The sequence below is a fragment of the Micromonospora sp. WMMD980 genome, assembly GCF_029626035.1.
GTDB lineage: Bacteria > Actinomycetota > Actinomycetes > Mycobacteriales > Micromonosporaceae > Micromonospora.
On the sequence record NZ_JARUBE010000003.1, the window covers coordinates 436,452 to 454,593 of the forward strand.

At 65.1% G+C, this 18,142-nt stretch carries 19 protein-coding genes and 1 other RNA gene; 18 read left to right on the forward strand and 2 right to left on the reverse strand.

Annotated elements, in window-relative coordinates; all coding sequences use genetic code 11:
* Positions 1-15 precede the first annotated feature (15 nt).
* The 5 genes from O7618_RS02570 to O7618_RS02590 all read left to right on the forward strand — a co-directional run bounded on the left by O7618_RS02570 (position 16) and on the right by O7618_RS02590 (position 5,644).
* Positions 16-990, forward strand: coding sequence for a serine hydrolase (locus tag O7618_RS02570; RefSeq protein ID WP_278104334.1), 975 nt, complete (start codon positions 16-18; stop codon positions 988-990).
* A 66-nt stretch (positions 991-1,056) separates the two neighbouring features.
* Positions 1,057-1,465, forward strand: an RNA gene (gene rnpB, locus O7618_RS02575) — RNase P RNA component class A.
* Between the two features lie 397 nt (positions 1,466-1,862).
* Complete coding sequence (locus O7618_RS02580; protein ID WP_278104335.1) at positions 1,863-2,096, forward strand: hypothetical protein; 234 nt, start codon at positions 1,863-1,865, stop codon at positions 2,094-2,096.
* Between the two features lie 287 nt (positions 2,097-2,383).
* Positions 2,384-5,119 carry an ATP-binding protein gene (locus tag O7618_RS02585; RefSeq protein ID WP_278104336.1) on the forward strand — a complete coding sequence of 912 codons (2,736 nt, stop codon included), beginning with the start codon at positions 2,384-2,386 and terminating at the stop codon, positions 5,117-5,119.
* Between the two features lie 69 nt (positions 5,120-5,188).
* Positions 5,189-5,644, forward strand: a complete 456-nt coding sequence (locus tag O7618_RS02590) for a hypothetical protein (RefSeq protein WP_278104337.1) — start codon at positions 5,189-5,191, stop codon at positions 5,642-5,644.
* Positions 5,645-5,653: 9 nt separating this feature from the next.
* Here O7618_RS02590 and O7618_RS02595 read toward each other — a convergent pair whose 3' ends face one another.
* Positions 5,654-6,292 carry a GntR family transcriptional regulator gene (locus O7618_RS02595; RefSeq protein ID WP_347405356.1) on the reverse strand — a complete coding sequence of 213 codons (639 nt, stop codon included), beginning with the start codon at positions 6,290-6,292 and terminating at the stop codon, positions 5,654-5,656.
* A gap of 385 nt (positions 6,293-6,677) precedes the next feature.
* Between O7618_RS02595 and O7618_RS02600 the strand changes: the two genes are divergently transcribed.
* The 4 genes from O7618_RS02600 (at position 6,678) to O7618_RS02615 (ending at position 9,075) form a co-directional block, all read left to right on the forward strand.
* The gene (locus O7618_RS02600; RefSeq protein ID WP_278104339.1) at positions 6,678-7,019 is read left to right on the forward strand and encodes a hypothetical protein; all 342 of its coding nucleotides are present in this window, start codon (positions 6,678-6,680) and stop codon (positions 7,017-7,019) included.
* A 34-nt stretch (positions 7,020-7,053) separates the two neighbouring features.
* A complete protein-coding gene (locus tag O7618_RS02605; RefSeq protein WP_278104340.1) occupies positions 7,054-7,356 on the forward strand; it encodes a hypothetical protein in 303 nt (100 codons plus the stop codon).
* Positions 7,357-7,489: 133 nt separating this feature from the next.
* Positions 7,490-8,311, forward strand: a complete 822-nt coding sequence (locus tag O7618_RS02610; protein ID WP_278104341.1) for a GntR family transcriptional regulator — start codon at positions 7,490-7,492, stop codon at positions 8,309-8,311.
* Positions 8,299-9,075, forward strand: a complete 777-nt coding sequence (locus tag O7618_RS02615; RefSeq protein ID WP_278104342.1) for a glycosyltransferase — start codon at positions 8,299-8,301, stop codon at positions 9,073-9,075. Before O7618_RS02610 ends, O7618_RS02615 begins: the two co-directional genes overlap by 13 nt.
* Here the strand turns inward: O7618_RS02615 and O7618_RS02620 are convergent.
* On the reverse strand, positions 9,059-9,508 hold the full coding sequence (locus tag O7618_RS02620; RefSeq protein ID WP_278104343.1) for a hypothetical protein: 450 nt from the start codon (positions 9,506-9,508) through the stop codon (positions 9,059-9,061). The two genes, O7618_RS02615 and O7618_RS02620, sit on opposite strands and share 17 nt — an antisense overlap.
* A 722-nt stretch (positions 9,509-10,230) precedes the next feature.
* On the opposite strand from O7618_RS02620, the gene O7618_RS02625 reads away from it, so the two are divergent.
* The 9 genes from O7618_RS02625 (at position 10,231) to O7618_RS02665 (ending at position 18,079) form a co-directional block, all read left to right on the forward strand.
* Positions 10,231-10,626 carry a transcriptional regulator gene (locus O7618_RS02625; protein ID WP_099164176.1) on the forward strand — a complete coding sequence of 132 codons (396 nt, stop codon included), beginning with the start codon at positions 10,231-10,233 and terminating at the stop codon, positions 10,624-10,626.
* A 321-nt stretch (positions 10,627-10,947) separates the two neighbouring features.
* Positions 10,948-12,510, forward strand: coding sequence for an FtsK/SpoIIIE domain-containing protein (locus O7618_RS02630; RefSeq protein WP_278109884.1), 1,563 nt, complete (start codon positions 10,948-10,950; stop codon positions 12,508-12,510).
* Between the two features lie 6 nt (positions 12,511-12,516).
* Positions 12,517-12,771: a hypothetical protein gene (locus O7618_RS02635; RefSeq protein ID WP_278104344.1), complete on the forward strand. Its 255-nt coding sequence runs from the start codon at positions 12,517-12,519 to the stop codon at positions 12,769-12,771.
* Positions 12,772-12,776: 5 nt separating this feature from the next.
* The gene (locus O7618_RS02640) at positions 12,777-12,968 is read left to right on the forward strand and encodes a hypothetical protein (RefSeq protein ID WP_184687099.1); all 192 of its coding nucleotides are present in this window, start codon (positions 12,777-12,779) and stop codon (positions 12,966-12,968) included.
* A complete protein-coding gene (locus O7618_RS02645; RefSeq protein ID WP_278104345.1) occupies positions 12,965-13,519 on the forward strand; it encodes a DUF2637 domain-containing protein in 555 nt (184 codons plus the stop codon). The genes O7618_RS02640 and O7618_RS02645 overlap by 4 nt, the downstream gene beginning before the upstream one ends.
* On the forward strand, positions 13,516-15,273 hold the full coding sequence (locus O7618_RS02650) for a replication initiator (protein ID WP_278104346.1): 1,758 nt from the start codon (positions 13,516-13,518) through the stop codon (positions 15,271-15,273). Before O7618_RS02645 ends, O7618_RS02650 begins: the two co-directional genes overlap by 4 nt.
* Positions 15,270-15,452 (forward strand): helix-turn-helix domain-containing protein, encoded by a 183-nt coding sequence (locus O7618_RS02655; RefSeq protein ID WP_278104347.1) that lies wholly within the window; start codon positions 15,270-15,272, stop codon positions 15,450-15,452. Before O7618_RS02650 ends, O7618_RS02655 begins: the two co-directional genes overlap by 4 nt.
* Positions 15,452-16,660 (forward strand): tyrosine-type recombinase/integrase, encoded by a 1,209-nt coding sequence (locus O7618_RS02660; protein WP_278104348.1) that lies wholly within the window; start codon positions 15,452-15,454, stop codon positions 16,658-16,660. The genes O7618_RS02655 and O7618_RS02660 overlap by 1 nt, the downstream gene beginning before the upstream one ends.
* A 396-nt stretch (positions 16,661-17,056) precedes the next feature.
* Entirely contained in the window at positions 17,057-18,079 is a 1,023-nt protein-coding gene (locus O7618_RS02665; RefSeq protein WP_278104349.1) for a hypothetical protein, read from the forward strand.
* Positions 18,080-18,142 lie beyond the last annotated feature (63 nt).

Below are 18,142 nucleotides of genomic sequence, written 5' to 3' on the forward strand. Positions count from 1 at the left end.
GGGGGAGGGCCACAGATGCGTGATCGACTCGACGAGGCGCTGCGGGCCGGCCAGGTCGACGGTCTGCACGCCGTCGTCGCGGCCCGGGGCGGCCAAACCCTGCTGGAATATTACGGCGTCGGCGAGGACTTCGCCTGGATCAATGCGCTGGGCGTCGTGGAGTTCGGGCCCGGGACGCTGCACGACATCCGCTCGGTCACCAAGAGCGTGACCGCGCTGCTGTACGGCATCGCGCTCCACGACGGGCTGGTGCCAACGCCGGCAGAGCCGCTGCTGCCGCGATTCCCGCAGTATCCCGACCTGGTGGCCGACCCCCGGCGCGCCCGGCTCACCGTCGAGCACGCGCTCACCATGTCGCTGGGGCTGGAATGGCGCGAGGACCTGCCGTACGACAGCCCGGCCAACGCCGAGATCGCGATGGAGCTGGCGCCCGACCGGTACCGGTACATCCTGGAGCGGCCGATCGTCGAGCCGCCCGGCGTTCGATGGGCCTACTGCGGCGGCGCCACCGCCCTGCTCGGCCACCTGATCACCGACGGCACCGGCCAGTCGCTGCCGGAGTACGCGCAGGCCACGCTCTTCGAACCGCTGGGCATCAGCCGCTACGAGTGGATGGCCGGCCCGGACGGCGTGGCCTCCGCCGCGTCCGGGCTGCGACTCGCGCCTCGGGACCTGCTCCGGCTGGGCGAGCTGGTGCTGCGCGAGGGGATGTGGCGCGGTCAGCGGCTCGTCCCCGCCGACTGGATCCGTACCATGCTCCTGCCGCGCCTCCAGACCGAATGGGGCGCGCGGTACGGCTACCACTGGTACGTCGACTCGGTGGCCGGCCACGAACTGGTGGCGGGGATGGGCAACGGCGGCCAGCGCCTCTACGTCCTGCCCGGCCTGGACCTCGTCGTGGCCGTCACCGCCGGCAACTACGACCACCCCGAGCAGTGGCGGACCCCGCTCGCGCTGCTGGAGCAGGTCATCCTCCCTGAGATCCGCTGACGTCCGGGAGGCGTCGGGGCGGAAATGGGGGCGGCGGGCGCGTCGTTAGGATGGAGGCGCGACGGACGAGTCGACCGGGCGGTCGCGTCGGCGGGCTCCGGCCCGCCGCCGAGGAACGTCCGGACTCCACAGGGCAGGGTGGTTGCTAACGGCAACCCGGGGTGACCCGCGGGACAGTGCCACAGAAAACAGACCGCCGGCCCGTAACGGGACGGTAAGGGTGAAACGGTGGGGTAAGAGCCCACCAGCACCCCGGGTGACCGGGGTGGCTCGGTAAACCCCACCCGGAGCAAGGCCAAGAAAGGGCCGTCACCGCAAGATGACGACTCGCGCAGACGCTCGAGGGCTGCCCGCCCGATGTCTGCGGGTAGGCCGCTGGAGCCTGCCGGCGACGGCAGGCCGAGATGGATGGCCGCCGCCGGCGCGCCTTCGGGCGTGCCGGGCACAAAATCCGGCGTACAGGTCGACTCGTCCGTCGCCCACCAGCTCAGAGACCTGATCAAGGCTCTGAGCTGGTTCTTTATCTGGTGCCGTTGGTTGACCTTGGTCATCGTTGGGTGGCGTTTGACGGCCTGGCCACGGCCTGGGACGGCCTGGAGACGGCCTGAGTGCTGGCTCAGTTGGCCTTGGTTTCGGTCCGGTCGCTGTGACGTTGTGGCCATCCCTCGGCCTGGGCTCGATTGGTCTCGGGAGTCGAGCCGGCGGCTGTGGGGGAGGGGCGGGCACCTCTTGGCGGTGGAGCTGGCGCCGCGACCCGGTGACTCGGTGGCAAGCCAGTCCCGGGGTTGGACTGGCGCGGCAGCCGGAAGCCCTGACGCACGACCAGGCCGACCCGCTGGCTTCCGTAGCGGCCTTGGTGGTCCCATTCGTGGATGAGGTGGGATGAGTGCGTGCCGGAGCTGCTGGAGCACCTGGGGGAGATGGGTCTCGTCGGGCTGGTCAAGATTGACGGGGAACGGGAGCGCAAGCCCTGGACCGTGGTGATCTCGGGTCAGCGGCTCGGTGGTGCCTCGATCAGGGTCGACGGCCACAGCCTCGACTACTGCCTGAAGCATGCGGTTGCCGCGCTTCACGAGCGCTTCCCGGACGAACTCGCGCTGAGCTGAGATCCGACCGCGGGGCGGTGTCCCGGCGGCTGTCGGTGGCTTACCGCCCCGGCGCCGTAGGCGGCCGGGGCGGCTTGCCGCCGGCCGGGCTTGCCGCCCCGCACCGCGCGGAGCGCGGTGCCTTGATCGAGAACAGAGTAAATCGGCAACAGTCGGCTTACTGCTCGGCCCTCCGTTACCACAAAAATCTCCAGAACGCAGGGGCGCAGGGTGGAAGATCACGGACACCAAATCCATGGCGAGGCGCCTAAGATTGCTGCTTCGCTTTCAGCCTGAACAGGGGCGGTATGACAACCGACTTTATGCAGTCGCGGCTATGGCTTAGAACTTTAGGTGCGGAGGATGCCGGTGCGGGAAGCGCAGAGCGCGAACAACTTCGCGCCGCCTACCTGCAATTTAGGTCTGTCGTACGTGATCTTGCTGGAGAAATCTCGATATCAATGCCGATGTTCACCGATCATTCGATCGACCACATCGACGCGCTATGGGATACAGCCTCGCTTCTGACAGGAGACGAATTTCCTATTAATCCTGCGGAAGCGTTCGTCATGGGAGGGGCGTTCCTCCTGCACGACCTTGGCATGGGGTTGGCGGCATTTCCAGGCGGAGTAGAGGACGTCGTAGCTGACCCGATTTTTGATGATCTTTCTACTATGGCGCTGGCAAAGCTGAGGACCGCGAGCGCCGCTGATGCCGACGAAGATTCTTTGCGCAAGTTAGCTCGCCAGGAAGCAATATCGACTGTACTTCGACTGCGTCATGCAAAACAGGCGGAGCGGCTTGCCTCGCAGCGGTTTCGAATTCCGGGTGGCGGTGAGTTTCCTCTCCTGGAAAATACGGAGCTACGAACCGCATTCGGCCCAATAATCGGCCGGATAGCTCACAGTCATTGGTTTGACGTAGATGATCTTCCCAATCACTTCCCTAATGTTCTGGGCTCATTCTCTCGCCATCCCGAAGGCTGGCATGTCGATGCGCTGAAGATTGCTTGTGTGCTCCGTTTGGCCGATGCTGTTCATATCGATAGTAGACGTGCTCCGACCTATCTCCACGCTTTCCGTCGGCCAACAGGCGACTCAAGCCATCATTGGTACTTCCAGCAGCGCCTCACTAGGCCTCGCGTGACGGCTGACCGACTCGAATATACGTCGAATCAGGTGTTTCAGGTAAGCGAGGCCGCTGCATGGTGGCTAGCTTTCGATGCGATCGGCACTATTGACCGCGAACTCGGCAAGGTAGATGCGCTATGTGCAGATCTCGACAGGCCGAGGTTCCTCGTTAGATCAGTAGCGGGAGCGGAGTCACCTGATCGGCTAGCCCGGTTTATCCCCACCTCCGGGTGGCGTCCGATAGATGCGAATCTTCGAGTTTCGCAGGTTAGCGACGTAGTTAGCCGCCTTGGCGGTAAAGAGTTGTATGGAAATCGTCCTGAGGTGGCGTTAAGGGAAGCAGTTGCTAATGCGGCTGACGCGGTACGGGCTAGGTCGCGTTTGTTCGGGGGAAGCGACCTTTCCGTCGTGGTGCGGATGAAGAAGGAGAACGAGTCGTACTGGTTGACGGTCGAAGACCGCGGCATAGGGATGAGTGCAGAAAAGTTAGTGTCTACGCTCACCGACTTCGGCTACTCACACTGGCAATCTACTGAGATGGCAAGTGAATATCCTGGGCTTATCTCTCGTGGTTTCAAGTCCACTGGACAGTTCGGCATTGGGTTCTTTTCTATTTTTATGATCGCGGACTACGTTGAGGTGAAGAGCCTTAAACACTTCGAGGCTGCGACCGAGACTCATATTCTTGTTTTCCCGAATGGCCTAAACACGCGACCGCTGTTGCGGGTCGCTGACGAGAGTGAGCGGTTGAACGGTGGTGGTACTGTCCTTCGAGCAAAATTGAAGCACGACCCCCTCTCTGAGGACGGACTCTTTCAAACTGATATTCTCAATCAGTCTCGAACCCACATGCTTCGAAACGTATTGCTTGAACTCTGTGCCCTTGCTGACGTAGACATCCAGTTGGACGGTCCAGACGAAGCGTCGACCCTCGAAACGTTGCTTCGAGGAAATGATTGGAAGACGCTTCCTCCGCGTGAACTCTTCCGCCGGATTTATCAGAGCAGTGAGCTCTCGCCACCTGATCAGGCGATGTATGACGCTTATGAGGATGTCTTCGCAGAACATGTGCGCGACTTGCGAGACGATAACGGCGATATCATCGGCCGAGCGATTTTAGCTGCTGGCTTGGAGTCTGAAACGGTGCAGGATCTATGGTGGTGGCCTTCCCCTATGGCTCAGGTGTATGTCGGCGGGTTTCACGCGTACTGGATCTATGATTGCTTGGGGGCCTTCTGCGGGGCGCCTCTCAAGGCAGATCGTTTTTCAGCATTCCCAGTAGCGACGACAGATGAGTTGCGCCGGTGGGCTGAATCGCAGGCAGAGCTGGTAAGGAGAAGCAAGTTCGCAACAGCTCGCAGTAGATACGGCGCGGGCGATCTCGCTCGATCAGTTGGCGCAGATGTTCCTCTTCTGCCCTGTGGCTTTGTGGACGGCGGTGAGATTCTTCCTGCTGCTCTCATAGCGATGCTTCGGGAATGTAGCGAATTACTCATGATTCCTAGCTGGGAATTGCACGTATTCCATCGAGAAGATGGGACGGCAGTATTCATCGACCAGACAAGGGGTAGGCAGGTAACGCTGCCTAGCCACGCAATTGTTTATGATTACCCTCATTGGTTTTTCCCGGAGGAAGTTTTAAAGCGGCCCAAGGATGAGCGATTTTCTGATTTTGGTGCTGTTGAGCGCGGAAAATGGAATCCGCGTAGGTGGTGGTACTACTCGGGAAGGGTAGGTTCTACAAAGGTAATACTTGAGGCCGCGCTCTCAGCGTGGGGATGCGATCCGCTAAGTCTTGCAGACAAATTCGAATGCCTCGATTTCGGCACTTCCGGCGATCAGCGGCTAGTTCTTGAGTGCGTGGATGGAGTTGGGGAAGCTCGGGTTGATGCATACCGGATGCATCGTCCTTGAAGAAGAAGTCACCACATTTCATTATCTATCGAGGAAATAATGGATGGCGGTCGTCTAGATGGAGTTCGAATGACCGATGAATTTCAACTGGAGCGATATCGCTATATTCTGCGCCAGATTGAGACGACAAACCAAAACACATATCGATTTTTGGCTCTTTATCAGACGATTGCAACGGCGCTAGCTACTGCGAGCGTCGCACTTTTTCTCGGCTATAAGTCCTGGGGGATCGAACAGAGCGTTGCCCACACCGGCTTGACGGCCCTACTGCTTCTCCTTATTGTTACTGCGGCCTTCGCTGTTCTCTTGATTCTTGCTGGAGTCTTCTCGTGGATGGATTACAGACGCGAGGAGTGCAAACTGGTGAATTCTATTCTTGGAGAAGGTTTTCGCTCGCCACCACGGTGGCGCAGCCTTATTCGGTGGTATGAGACGTGGATAGTTGCGTTTATCGTCGCCTCGATGTCCACCATGTGGTTCTTGGTCGTGCACTTTCTCATGCCGGCGCTTGGCCCAGTCAGCTGACAGAATCCATCATCGCCTCGGGTCTGATGCCTGATCCAGAGTGTGGCGGGACGTTACGTCTGCGCCTAGATTTGGTCGATCCTCTGAGGTGCGCCGGTAGCTCCTGACGACCGAATCCACCCTCCCGTTCTTTCGAAGAATCGTCTCGCGCTCGGTTAGGGCTGTTCCGACCTCAACCTGGAAGAGCGCAGCGAGGCTTGGGTCGGCAGCAACTTCGCCTTGCCGCGAGTCCGATTCGTCATCGTTCGCTCTTCCTTCGCGTCTCGGATTTCTTCTCACGATGGTCCCGCGGCCATGCTCGGTTTCTACCAGACCCGCCTCGCGCAGGACTGAAATAGCCCGACGTATGGTTCCGCGACTAACTCTGAACTCGGCGGTGAGAGCACTCTCTGCTGGAAAAAGAGCACCAGGTGCAATGGCGCCGCTTTCAAGGCGTTTGCTCAGTTCGGTGGCGATGGCGCGGTAGCGGGGCTGTCCGTAGCGCGGGGTGGGCACTGGGTCACCGTACCTGGCACTTGTCTTACCAAGTGCCAACCAAGTGACCCGTTTCGACGTCTGGACAACTCGTCCACTTGTAGATACGTTCCGTGGTGTGCGGCCAGGGTGACGGCTCGTGTCAGGGGTGGTCTCGGCTGGCCCTGGTCGCACCTGAAGCGCGGCGTCCTGTCGGACCGGTTGCGGTAGTCGCGCGGACAAGTTGGCTCGGCGTTACCCGACCCGTCCTGGTCGGGCGGTGCGCCGTGCCTTCATTCGAGCCGGTGGCCGGCTGCAATTCCCCCGTGGTCGGCCGCCGGCTCTCTTCTACCTGTGGAGGTGCGATGTCCAGCCGTCCTCGTCGACGCCGCCGGCTCTTCCTGTGGTGGCCCCGAAAGCGGTACCCGACGCGGTCAGCCAAGGGCAATGTCCCACCGGGTGCGTGCCCGGCGGTCCCGCGGTCGGCGCGATGGTCGGTCGAGCAGGCACGGGAGTCGTCCGCAGCGGCGCCTACCCCGCCGATCACGCGAGTCCAGATCTACCGGGACGGCGCCGGGCGGTGGCCGCGGTGACGCCGACGGGCAAGTGTGGCGACGTGACGAACCATCCGGACTGGTGTGCCCCCGATCGCTGCGGTCACCTTGTGCCACCGCTGATGACGGAGATGACTCGCCACCATCGCGGTCCGATGCACCGGATCGGCAACGCTCGCGCGGGCGGCATGGTGGTTGCGTACCTCATCGGCGTCGACGCTCGGACACCCCTGATCGCGGTGCACGCGACGTGTCGGGCCGGTATCGGCTGGGCTGAGCTGTCCCTGACACAGGCCGTTCGACTGATCGAGTGCTTACGCGGCCTGGTGATCGAGGCGGGTGGAGATCCCGGGAGCCACGATGACTGATTCAGAGAGCATGCCGGAGTACGCCCTGGGGTCGGTGACCGACGTCGTCGGATGCCCCGCGTGGTGCCAAGGGTGCGGGCCGAACGATCCGATGCACCGAGGCTTCCTCGCCACCGTCGGCCAGGAGCGGACGGGCTGGGTCAGCGTTCAGATGCTGCTCGACCGGTTCGGGCGACGGGACTTGGCCGTGAAGCTCGACGCCACCCGCGACGGCGCGACGCAACCCGTCCTGCTCGACCGGGTCCGTCTGGACCGCCTCATCTACGAACTGACCTACGTGCGCCTGGTGATGATGACCAAGGGCCTACATCTGGAAGAGCACGATGAACACCCCTGAGCGCCGGCACACAGGCCGGCCTCCCTCCCCAGCCGGGCAACGGACCAAGCGGCGTGCGGCGCCGGTCGCTCCAGTCCCCGAACGCCCGGCCGGCGGGACCACCTGGCAGACGTTGGAACGTCTAGGGGGTACGGTGGCCGGTGTGCAAGGTCGGGACTGGCGCCCTCGATACCTGCAACTCGCCGAAGAGTTGCGGGCAAAGATCATGGGCGGAGAACTGGCCCCCGGCACTCTGATGCCGAGCGAGACCGAGCTTGCCGAGTCCTCCGGCCTGTCCCGCACCAGCGTGCGCAACGCGATCCGCCAACTCCGCGAGTGGGGCCTGGTCCGCGCCGAGCAGGGACGCGGCACCTATGTGCGGGCACCCCGCCAACGGGTACGCCGACGCAACGCCGAGCGCTACCAGTGGGAGAAGGACCGGGTCCTGCTCGACGAGGACGAGCGGTTGAAGACCGGCGCCACCGAGCACGACACCGGCCTGACCGTCGACGACCTCAAGTTCCACGCCGAGTACACCCGTGTCGAGGCTGATGCGGAGATGGCTGCCGCCTTGCAGGTCGACCCGGGCACAACGCTGCTACGCCGGGTCTACTGGACTTCCTCCCGGCATGAGAACGCGCCGCTGACCGTGTCGTACTCGTACCTGCCGTACGACCTCGTGGCCACGAACCCGGACCTGCTCGACGAGGGCAAGGAACCGTGGCCGGGCGGCACCCAGCACCAGCTCCACACCATCGGCATCGAGCTGGACCGGATCGACGACGTGATCCGCGCGCGTCCGCCGTCGCCGGATGAGGCCGAACTTCTGGACATCGATCCGGGTGTCTCCGTCCTTACTGTCCGGAAGACCTCGGTCGACACGACCGGCAGGGTCGTCGAGGTCGCCGACGTGGTGATGCCGGGTGACCGGACTGAGCTTGTCTACTCCCACAAACTCCAGCGGTGGAAAACTTGACGCAGCTCGTCTCGGTCGTCACCCCGGTCCACGCGCCCAGCATCGAGCACCTTGCCGGCGCCTACGAGTCGTTGGCTAAGCAGGAGATGCCCACCGGGTGGGACTGGCAATGGCTCGTCCAGGAGGATGGGCAGACCGGCGCCCTGGCCGACGCGCTGCCCGACGATCCCCGGATCAGTCTCGGCACCGGTCGCACTGGTGGTCCTGGCGTCGCCCGTACCCTCGCCCTTTCTCGGGTCTCCGGTGAGCTCATCAAGGTCTTGGATGCTGACGACCAGTTGACCCCCGGCGCGCTCGCCCGGGACATCGCCGCGTTCGACGCGCACCCGCAGATCGGCTGGACCACCTCGCGGGTCCTCGATCTGCTACCCGACGGGTCAACCGCCGGCTGGGACAAGGATCCAGCCGGCGGGGTCGTCGACCGCGGTGCGGTCCTGTCCTTTTGGCAAGCCAACGGGTACCGGGCATCGGTGCACCCCGCGACTCTTTGCCTGCGGCGGGATCTCGTCTTCGCCCTGGGCGGCTGGATGGCACTTCCCGCCTCCGAGGACACGGGCCTGCTGCTCGCCGCCAACGCCGTCAGCGCCGGCTACTTCACTCGGGAGTACGGGCTGCTCTACCGCAAGTGGCCCGGACAGGTCACCAGCCAGGCCGCACACCGGGAACCGGCCGAGTATCAGGCCCGAATGCGGATCATCGAGGCCAGAGCCAACGCCCTGGCCTCGATGCTGCCGAACGGTTTACCGCTCACTCCTCTGGCGTAGCCTCGTGCCCCGGCATGCCGTGGGTGCGACGCCGCTCCTTCATCTCCGCTTCGTAGATGTGCCGCCGGCCGCCGGCTAGCTCCTCCCTAGCGTCCCGCTCTATCTCCTGGAACGCGGCGAAGTAGCCGTCGTCGAACTCCTCCATGATCTCGAACGTCCAGCGCCCAGGAAGCAGGTTGCGCCCCAACAGTTCGCGTTCTACACGTTCAGCGACCTCGTTGTGCCCTGCCCTGCGCATTAGCTCGACCACTCGATCAAGAGTCAAGTCGGCACCGCCAACCAACTGATGGGCGGAGTAGAGGTGGCCTCGCACGCGGTGCACGGTCTCCAACGCTTTGCTCAACTCACCCAGGGCCTCAACGGTGATGTTGTCGAGGCCGTCTGGGCGTCGATGGTCTTCGCGGACCGCCTGTTGCAACTCCTTATCTGACATGTTCGCCAACTACCCTGCGAGGCGGCCGCATCACTTCCCCTCGCGGGGTGATCAAGCTGGCGAGCAACGCTGGCGCTAAGCCAGCAAGGGAAGACAGCCGCCCCCGCCGATGATGACCAAGATCAGGATGATGACCCGGTCGAGGATCGGTCCCGGCATCTTGATAGTGAAGTTGAACTCGAACATGTTCGCCTCCCTCGATGTTTGATGCTTCTCAAGAAAGACAGTATTGACTGGGTCAAGTCCTTGCGGCTCCGGCTATTGCTGCTGATTTTAAGTATTTGCTCTGCCGTTCTTCGGTGATACGGTCGTTTCAATGTTGCGTCATTCATAACGACATGCATGTCGTTATGAATCAGCGTTTTCCCAGCTCACAGTCATCTTCGTCTGACATCTGGGCTGCGGTTGCGGGGACTAATCGGACCGATGGTCGAAAGCGCTCAAATTCCTAGCTGTGTGTCAATCAGGACGCGTTTCGGCTAATTCGTGTTCCCCGTCACATTGTTCGTCGCGAGCAATTTTCGTACGCCCGACCTCTTGGTGCGGGTTGTGATCAAACTGGGGAAGCCGCGCGCCTTGGTCGCCCGAGTTCATGATCAGCTCGCCGCGGAGCCTGGGAGCCTGAGTCGATGTGCCTCAGCGCAGCTTGTTGACTTGTCTGCCAAGTGCCGTCTACCTTGGACCGCAACTTGGCAGACAAGTTAACAAGTGGAGGGTGAGCGATGGCTCTGCGAGGCGGAACCCGGTTCGCTGTGCGGTTCGAGGACGTGTTCCCGGCGGGGTGCGCGTTGGTGCCCGAGTCGATGGGTGAGGTCGAGGACTACGACGAGAAGACGGGCCGGCGTAGCCCGGCGAAGGACAAGCTGACCGGCCAGCGGGTGTGGCAGGTGCGGGTGATGGACCTCGACCCCGAGCTGGGGAAGCGGTCGCGGGAGACGACGGTGAAGATCTCGGCCGACTACCAGCCGGTACCGCCGACGGGTGCGCCGTTCGAGGCGGTGGAGTTCGACGGGATGACGGTCACGCCGTACGTGAGCAACAACAACCGGATGGCGTACTCGCTGCGCGCGACCGGACTGCGGGCGCCGGCGGGCGTGACCAAGAAGGCGGCGGCGTAGCCGTATCTGGTGGGGCGGGGCTGTCAGGTCTTGGCGGACGGCAGCCCCGCCCTCTGTCTCTTTCCCCTGCTCTGTCGAGAGAGGTAGTGACGTGTCCAAGGGTATGCGTCCGGCTGGCCGCGGCTGGCCTCGGTGTGGCGTGTGTCAGTCGCGGTTCGATCCGGCGACTGGTGCCGACGGTCGATGTGAGGGTTGCGTGGGGCAGCTCGTGCTTCCGTTTCCTCCGGTCCGGGATGCGTCGGGCCGGTTCGTGTCGCTGCGGGGTGCCAAGTGATCGGGCGGCCTCGCGGTGAGGTGGTGACGACCTCGGCCGGTGACCTGATGGTGTTCCGTCCGAGGCGGTTCGAGCTGCCGATGTGGGCAGTGGTGCTCGGCCTGGTGCTGCGCTGGTCGGGCCGGGTGCTGTGGTGGAGCCTGCGTCATCCGGTGGCTACCGGCGCGGTGGTGCTGACGCTGTGGCTGTACGTCGAGTTCGACTGGCCGGGCCTGGTGGTCCCACTGGTGGTGGTGTCGGCGGTGTCGGCGGTGTGGCGTTGGCGGGATGAGTCGTCGTGGTGGGCGTGGCTGGCGGGTCCGCTGCTGGGTTCGTTCCGGCGGGTGTTCGTCTACCGGCGGGTGTGGCGTGAGGCCATGACGTTGTGCGGGCTCGCGGAGACGTTCGACCGTCGACACGTTCTCCCTGAGCTGCTGCGGGTCCGTTCGGATCAGGCGCTCGACGTGCTGACGGTGCGGATGGTCCGGGGGCAGACGCCGGAGCAGTTCCAGCGGGTGAGCGCGAACCTGGCGTACGCCTTCGGCCGGCGGCACGCCCGGGTCTACGCGGAACGTCCCGGTGATCCGCCGACCCGTGCCGGTCGATGGGGCTGGGTGCTGCGGCTGGTGGATCGGGCGCGGTATCGGGACCGGCCGACGGTGGTCTACGTGGCGTTGGTGCGTACCGATGCGTTGCGCACGGTGGTGCCGCCGTTCCCGGTGCCGTCGGTGCCGGACTTCACCGCGCTGCCGTTGGCCCGGCGGGAGGACCTGCGTCCCTGGTCGCTGCATCTGCTCGCGACGCACGTCCTGGTGGGCGGCGCCACCCGGTCGGGGAAGGGCTCGGTGCTGTGGTCGCTGGTCCGGGTCCTCGGCAGCGGCGTCGCGTCCGGGCTGGTGCGGCTGTGGGTGGTCGACCCGAAGGGCGGGATGGAGTTCGCGCTCGGCCGGCCGATGTTCGCCCGGTTCGCGTGCAAGTCGTTCGAGGCGATGGCGGACCTGCTCGACGAGGCCGTGACGGTGCTGCGGGAGCGTCAGACCCGGTTGGCGGGAACGGTGCGGGTGCACACGCCGACCGAGGCTGACCCCCTGGTCGTGGTCGTCGTCGACGAGATGGCGGCGCTGACCGCGTACTTGCAGGATGTCGAGCTGCGTAAGCGCATCGCGTCGTCGCTGGGGCTGCTGCTGTCGCAGGGTGCCGGCGTCGGCGTGCTGGTGGTGGCCGCGTTGCAGGACCCGCGTAAGGAGGTGCTGCCGTTCCGGGACCTGTTCCCGACCCGCATCGCGCTCGGCCTGACCGAGGCGTCACAGGTCGACATGGTCCTCGGCGACGGTGCCCGCAACCGGGGCGCGCTCGCCGACCAGATGCCCCGGTGGGCCAAGGGCCTCGGGTACGTGATCCTCGACGGCACCCCTGACCCGATGCGGGTGCGGTTCTCGTACGTCAGCGACGACGACATCCGCGACATGGCCCAGCGGTTCCCGGCGCCGGCTGACGCCTCGGACATCCTCGCCCAGGTCGGCCGGGAAACCGCCACCGAACCGGTGCGCCTTCCGTTGCCCCGCAAGCCCTCCGGGCGGCTGCTGCCCGACGCGCTGCGCAACCTGCTCGACTCCGACGGCGAGGGGTGAGCCGCGGTGACCACCCCTGCGAACGGTCGCCGGTTCTACCGGCTGCGCACCCCCGAACCGGTCACCGCCGTGTCCGTCCGCGTCGACCCGCAACGGCCCGACCCGTACCCGGTGTATCTCGCGGTCGGTGCGGGCCGGCGACGGATGTCGCTGACCCCCAACGAGGCGTGGGCGCTGTGGCGCTGCCTCTCCGAAGCCGTCGCCACGCTCGGCGCCCCGCCCGACTACATCCGCACCGACATCCGACCGGCCAGGAGGTAACCGCGATGACCACCCTCACCCGCATCGTCAACCGACTCCGCCGCCCGCTGCGCATCCGCCTCGTCGGCCCGGCCGACCAGACCGCCGCCGCCCTGCACGGCCTGGCGCACATGGTCAACCGCCGCCCCGACATGGCCGACCGGCGCATCCGCATCGACCTGACCATCCGCGAGAAGCCGTTGCAGGAGTGGCGATGACCGAGCGCACCGAATCGGCCGTACGCCTGGTGATCCTGCTCGCCATCGCCGCCATCGCCGCCATGGCCGGCGCCGCCGCCTTCACCCACGTCCACGACCTCTCCGTCGCCCACGGCCAACCGAACTGGATCGGCTGGGCCAACGCCGTAGCGGTCGAGCTGATGACGATCTACCTCGGCCTGGAACTACGCGCCCGCCGTCGTGCGGGTCGACCGGTCGGCCTGGTGGGCTCGCTGCTGGTGGCGTTCGCGTTGCTGTCCCTCGCGGCCCAGGTCGCGGAAGCCCATCCGTCGGTGGGGGGCTGGGTCGTGGCGGCGGTGCCTTCGCTGGCGTTCCTCGCCCTGGTCAAAGTCGTCCTGTCCAACGCCCCGGTCACGCCGCCGGCTGTCGAGCCGGACCAGCCCGACGCGTACCGGTACGAAGAGCCGGCGGACGCCACCGAGGTCGAGCCGGTCCGCCCGACCGTGCCGCCGCCGCCCATCGTCCCGGCGGCACTGCCTCCGCGCGCTGTCCAGACCAACCGGCCGCACGTCGTTGGGATCATCCGATGACCGCTCCAACGCTGCCCGGCCTCGCGCCGGCCGTCCCGACCCCGGCTGCTGCTCCTCGGCCGGGGTCGCGGGCGGCCCGCATGGCGCTTCCCCGCTCGGTGGACGTGCTCAAGGAGATCGCCGCCGAGTACGACGTCTGCGTGCGTCCCCTGGCCATGCGCCGCACGGATCTCGACACCGGCCTGACCGAGGTCATCGACCTGCCCTGCGGGGCGACCCGGGAGGACAAGTGCGCGCCGTGCGCGAAGAAGAACCGCCGGCTGCGTCAGGCGCAGATCCGGGAGGGCTGGCACCGCGACGACGAACCGCTACCGCCCCCGGAACCGGCGACCGAGGAACAGTCGTCCCTGATCCTCTTCCGCGCACACCTGGAGTTCTCACGTGACGAGGCGTCCCGGGCGTGCCAGTGGGGCCAGGTGGAAGACCTCGACGAGGCGATCCGGGAAGTGGAAGAGGCGATCGCGGCGGAAGGGCTCCGGGGACGGGTCGCCCCGCCGCACACAACCGGCGACGACGACCAGGGCGACGACGACACCGGCCCGCGCCGCAAGCGCTCCACCCGACGGCGCCAGGACGCCCCCGAACTGCCTCGCCGCAAGGTCGAGCCGCGCACGGTCGGCAGGACGTACACCGCGCCGGACGGGGCCACCTACCGGCCGTCGATGTGGCTGACGCTCACCCTCGACTCGTACGGCCCGGTCCGCCCCGACGGCACGCCGCTCAACCCCGACCGGTACGACTACCGCCGCGCGGCATGGGATGCGGTGCACTTCCCTCGGCTGCTCGATCGGTTCTGGCAGAACCTGCGGCGGTGTGAGGGCTGGAACGTCCAGTACGCCGGCTGCGTCGAGCCGCAACGCCGCCTCGCCCCGCACGCGCACTTCGCCATCCGGGGCACGATTCCCCGGGACATCCTGCGTACCGTCGCGGCGGCGACCTATCACCAGGTGTGGTGGCCGGCGGTCGACGTTCAGCGCTACACCGTCGACCGGCCTCCGGTGTGGGACGAGGACGCCTGCGCGTGGGTCGACCCGGACACCCGTCAGCCGCTGACCACCTGGACGGAAGCCCTCGACGGCATCGACGCCGACCCGGACGCGGAACCGGTGCACGTGGTCCGCTTCGGCGCCCAGGTCGACGCTCGGGGCGTCATGCCCGGCACCGCCGACGCGGAGCGGACGATCCGGTACGTCACGAAGTACATCACCAAGCACACCGGCGACTGCCACAAGGCGACCACCGACCGGCAACGGGCGCACCTGGACCGGCTGTGGCGGGAACTGCGCATGACCCCGTGCACCGACCGGTGCGCCAACTGGCTGCTCTACGGCGTCCAGCCGAAGAAGGCACACGCGAAGCTCAAGCCGGGCCGCTGCAGGGGAAAGGTCCACCAGCGCGACACCCTCGGCATCGGCGGCCGGCGCATCCTCATCTCCCGCGACTGGTCCGGCAAGACGCTCTCCGACCACAAGCACGACGTACGGGCCTGGGTACGGGCGCTGCTCGGCGTCACCGTCGGCCTCGATGGCGTCGACGACCAGGGCGCCACCGTCGAACCCGTCCGCCACGCCTGGGAACTGGCCCGCCCCGACGATCCCGACGTGCCGGCCATGGCCCACCGGCTCCTGCGGTCGATCAGCGAACGCGCCCGCTGGCGCTCAGAACTGCTCGCCGCCAAGGACCGCGCCGCCCAGCTCCCCGACGACACCACGACGACGGAAGCGGACAACAAGACGGGGGAGGGGCTGTCATGACGGCCAACGACAAGCTGTGGACGGTCCGGGACGTGTCGACGTACCTCCGGGTGCCACAGGAAACGCTGTACCGCTGGCGCAAGGTCAAGTACGGTCCGCCGGCGGCCCGGGTCGGCCGACACCTGCGCTACGAGCCGGAAGCGGTCCGGGCATGGGTACGCGAGCAGGCGGCGGCCTGATGGGACACGTCGAGGACCGCTGGTACAAGGTGATCCGGCACCCCGGCGGCCGGAAGGAACGGATCAAGTCGGATCTGTTCGGCAAGGGGATGCGCTACCGGGTCCGCTACATCGGCCCTGACGGCCGGGAACGCAGCCAGTCCTTCCCCGACCGGGCCAAGCGCGACGCTGACGCCTTCCTCGTCTCCACCGAGACGGACAAGCTACGCGGCTCCTACGTTGACCCGTCCGCCGGCCGGATCGCCTTCGCCGAGTACGCCGAGAACTGGTTGCGTACACGCTCCTTCGACGAGTCGACCCGGGAGACCACGGAGTTTCGGGTACGTAAGCACCTGTTGCCATTCTTCGGCTCTCGGCAACTGGCCTCGATCAAGCCGGGTCACGTCCGGGAGTGGGACGCCGCGATGGTCGGCAAGCTGGCGCCCTCGACCCGGGCCGTCGTCTTCGCCCATCTGCGGACGATCCTCGGTGCGGCCGTCGACGACGAACGCATCGCGAAGAACCCGTGTTCGGCAAAGTCGGTCAAGCCGCCCCGGCCTACGCAACGCCGAGTCATTCCCTGGCGGGCCGACGAGGTCTCGGCAATCCGCGGTTGCCTCGCTGAGCGGTACCGCCCGATGGTCGACCTCGGCGCCGGCTGTGGCATGCGGCAGGGAGAGATCTTTGGCCTGGGCGTCGATGACGTCGACCTCGACTCGGGCTGGGTACACATCGTCCGGCAGGTCAAGGTGGTCCGCTCCCGGCTCGTCTTCGGCCTTCCCAAGAACGACCGGGACCGCCGCGTACCGCTGCCCGACTCCGTGGCCCAGTCACTCAAGGAGCACACCGAGAAGTACGACCCGCTCTCGATAACCCTGCCGTGGGAGGACCCGTTCAGCGACGAGCGGGTGACCGTGCCGCTGCTGTTCACCACCACCCGCCGGGGCGCGATCAAGCGGGCTACCTTCGACGACAAGAACTGGCGTCCGGCGGTGCGGGCTGCCGGCATCGTCCCGACCCGGTCTACTGGGATGCACGCGCTGCGCCACTTCTACGCCTCAGCGCTGCTCGACGCGGGGGAGAGCATCAAGGCGCTCGCCTCGTACCTCGGACACTCCGACCCTGGCTTCACGTTGAGGGTCTACACCCACCTGATGCCAGCCAGCGATGAGCGTACGCGGAAGGTAATCGATGCTCTTTTGCGCCATTTACCGGGACAGGGTGGCTGACGAGCAGGTTGAATGCGCCGCTCGGCAGCGCAAGTGTCGAACCACATACGGCACGGTTGCGCTAGATTACTGAACAAAATCCGACACGAGGGAGATGCTTTGGTTGTCAAGACGAGAGCATGGTAAGACTGTCGTACGAAAGGCTTCCATGTCCCGGTTTGCTAGAAGTTGCCCCGGCGGATTCTCGTGCTGTGGATGAAAGCGATCCTACTTGCTCCGGCTTTTGCTCTTCTTGCGCAGGTAATTCTAGTGATCCTAAACCTTCCAACGGTGGGTCTTGTTGTATTTGGAACGCGGGTCGCCGGCTGGAGACTTATTTGGCTTCGCCGTGCATTGACTCCGAGGGGATTGCGGCGGTTGCCGAAGCGGTCTCGGGTGCGAGTGGCGCTCGGAGCTGTGGCCATTGCCTACTGCGTGGTCGCCACCCCCGTGCTGACTACCGGCATTGCCGTTTCTGTCCTTGGCCGGAAGGGCGTGGGAGGGTTTGCGCACTTCCTTTGGGTGCTGCCCTTCTTCGCGCTTTATAGTCCTTTCGTCGGCCTAAGGAGCGAGCGCGCCAAGGCGCGGGATAGGGTGAATTATCTAGTGCAGGCGGGAGGGGTGGACCGGTCCGTGGCGAGAGAAATTGCGTCCCGCCGGATGTCGCTGTTCCTGGCGAAGGATTCGGCGGCGGCCGTATTCTCGATGGCCATGATGTACTCAATCGGTGCAGGCGTATTTTTCGCCGTTTTCTATGGATCCAACCTCGATCCAGATTCCCCTTCTGTGTCTGGAGCTTTGACGGTTGCGCTAGCTGCCTGCTACTTAGTGGTATGGCTCGCGAGCCGACCGTTTTTTCTCTATTTAAATCGGCGCCCTTCTGACATGTATGCACTGAATATCTTGGAGTCTGTATCTCCTTACTCTAGGCCGGGTAGTGGTAAATCTGATCCCCTCGGCTCAAGGAGGAGCGCGCTGTTGGCGGCGGCGCGCGCTATCGAAAGGCATGCAGCTTCCCTTGATGCAGTTCTGCCTAAAGGTGTGACAAGCTCCTTTGCGGCGCTGCTGCGGGCGGGGGCGAAGGACATTCGGAACTTCTGCGAATCCCGACAGTCGCTGGATAGGGAGCTGCCTTACCGGATGGCTTCAACTGTTGACAATATGGTTCTGCTCTTATCGGGCGGTGCCGACAGTGCCGTATATCGCGAATCTGCTGACCTCTGGGGAGCTTTCGATGAAGCGGGAAGGCCGGTGGCGGAGCGAAGTCACGGGCGTCTTGCGCGACTTAAGGAGATTGGTCTGAATGTCGGTCGGGGCGTCGAGCCCGCAGGCCGCGCGACTCAAACTCTAGTCCAGGTAGCGCTTCTAATCGTTTTCGCTGTATTGGTGATGCAGGGAAGAGTGGATCTTGTGGAGGTGGTTAAGCGAGTACTCCAGTAGCTGCGAACGCGCCCAGCGTGTGGGAAGTCAGGACGGCCTGGTGACGGCCTACGTGGGCTATGG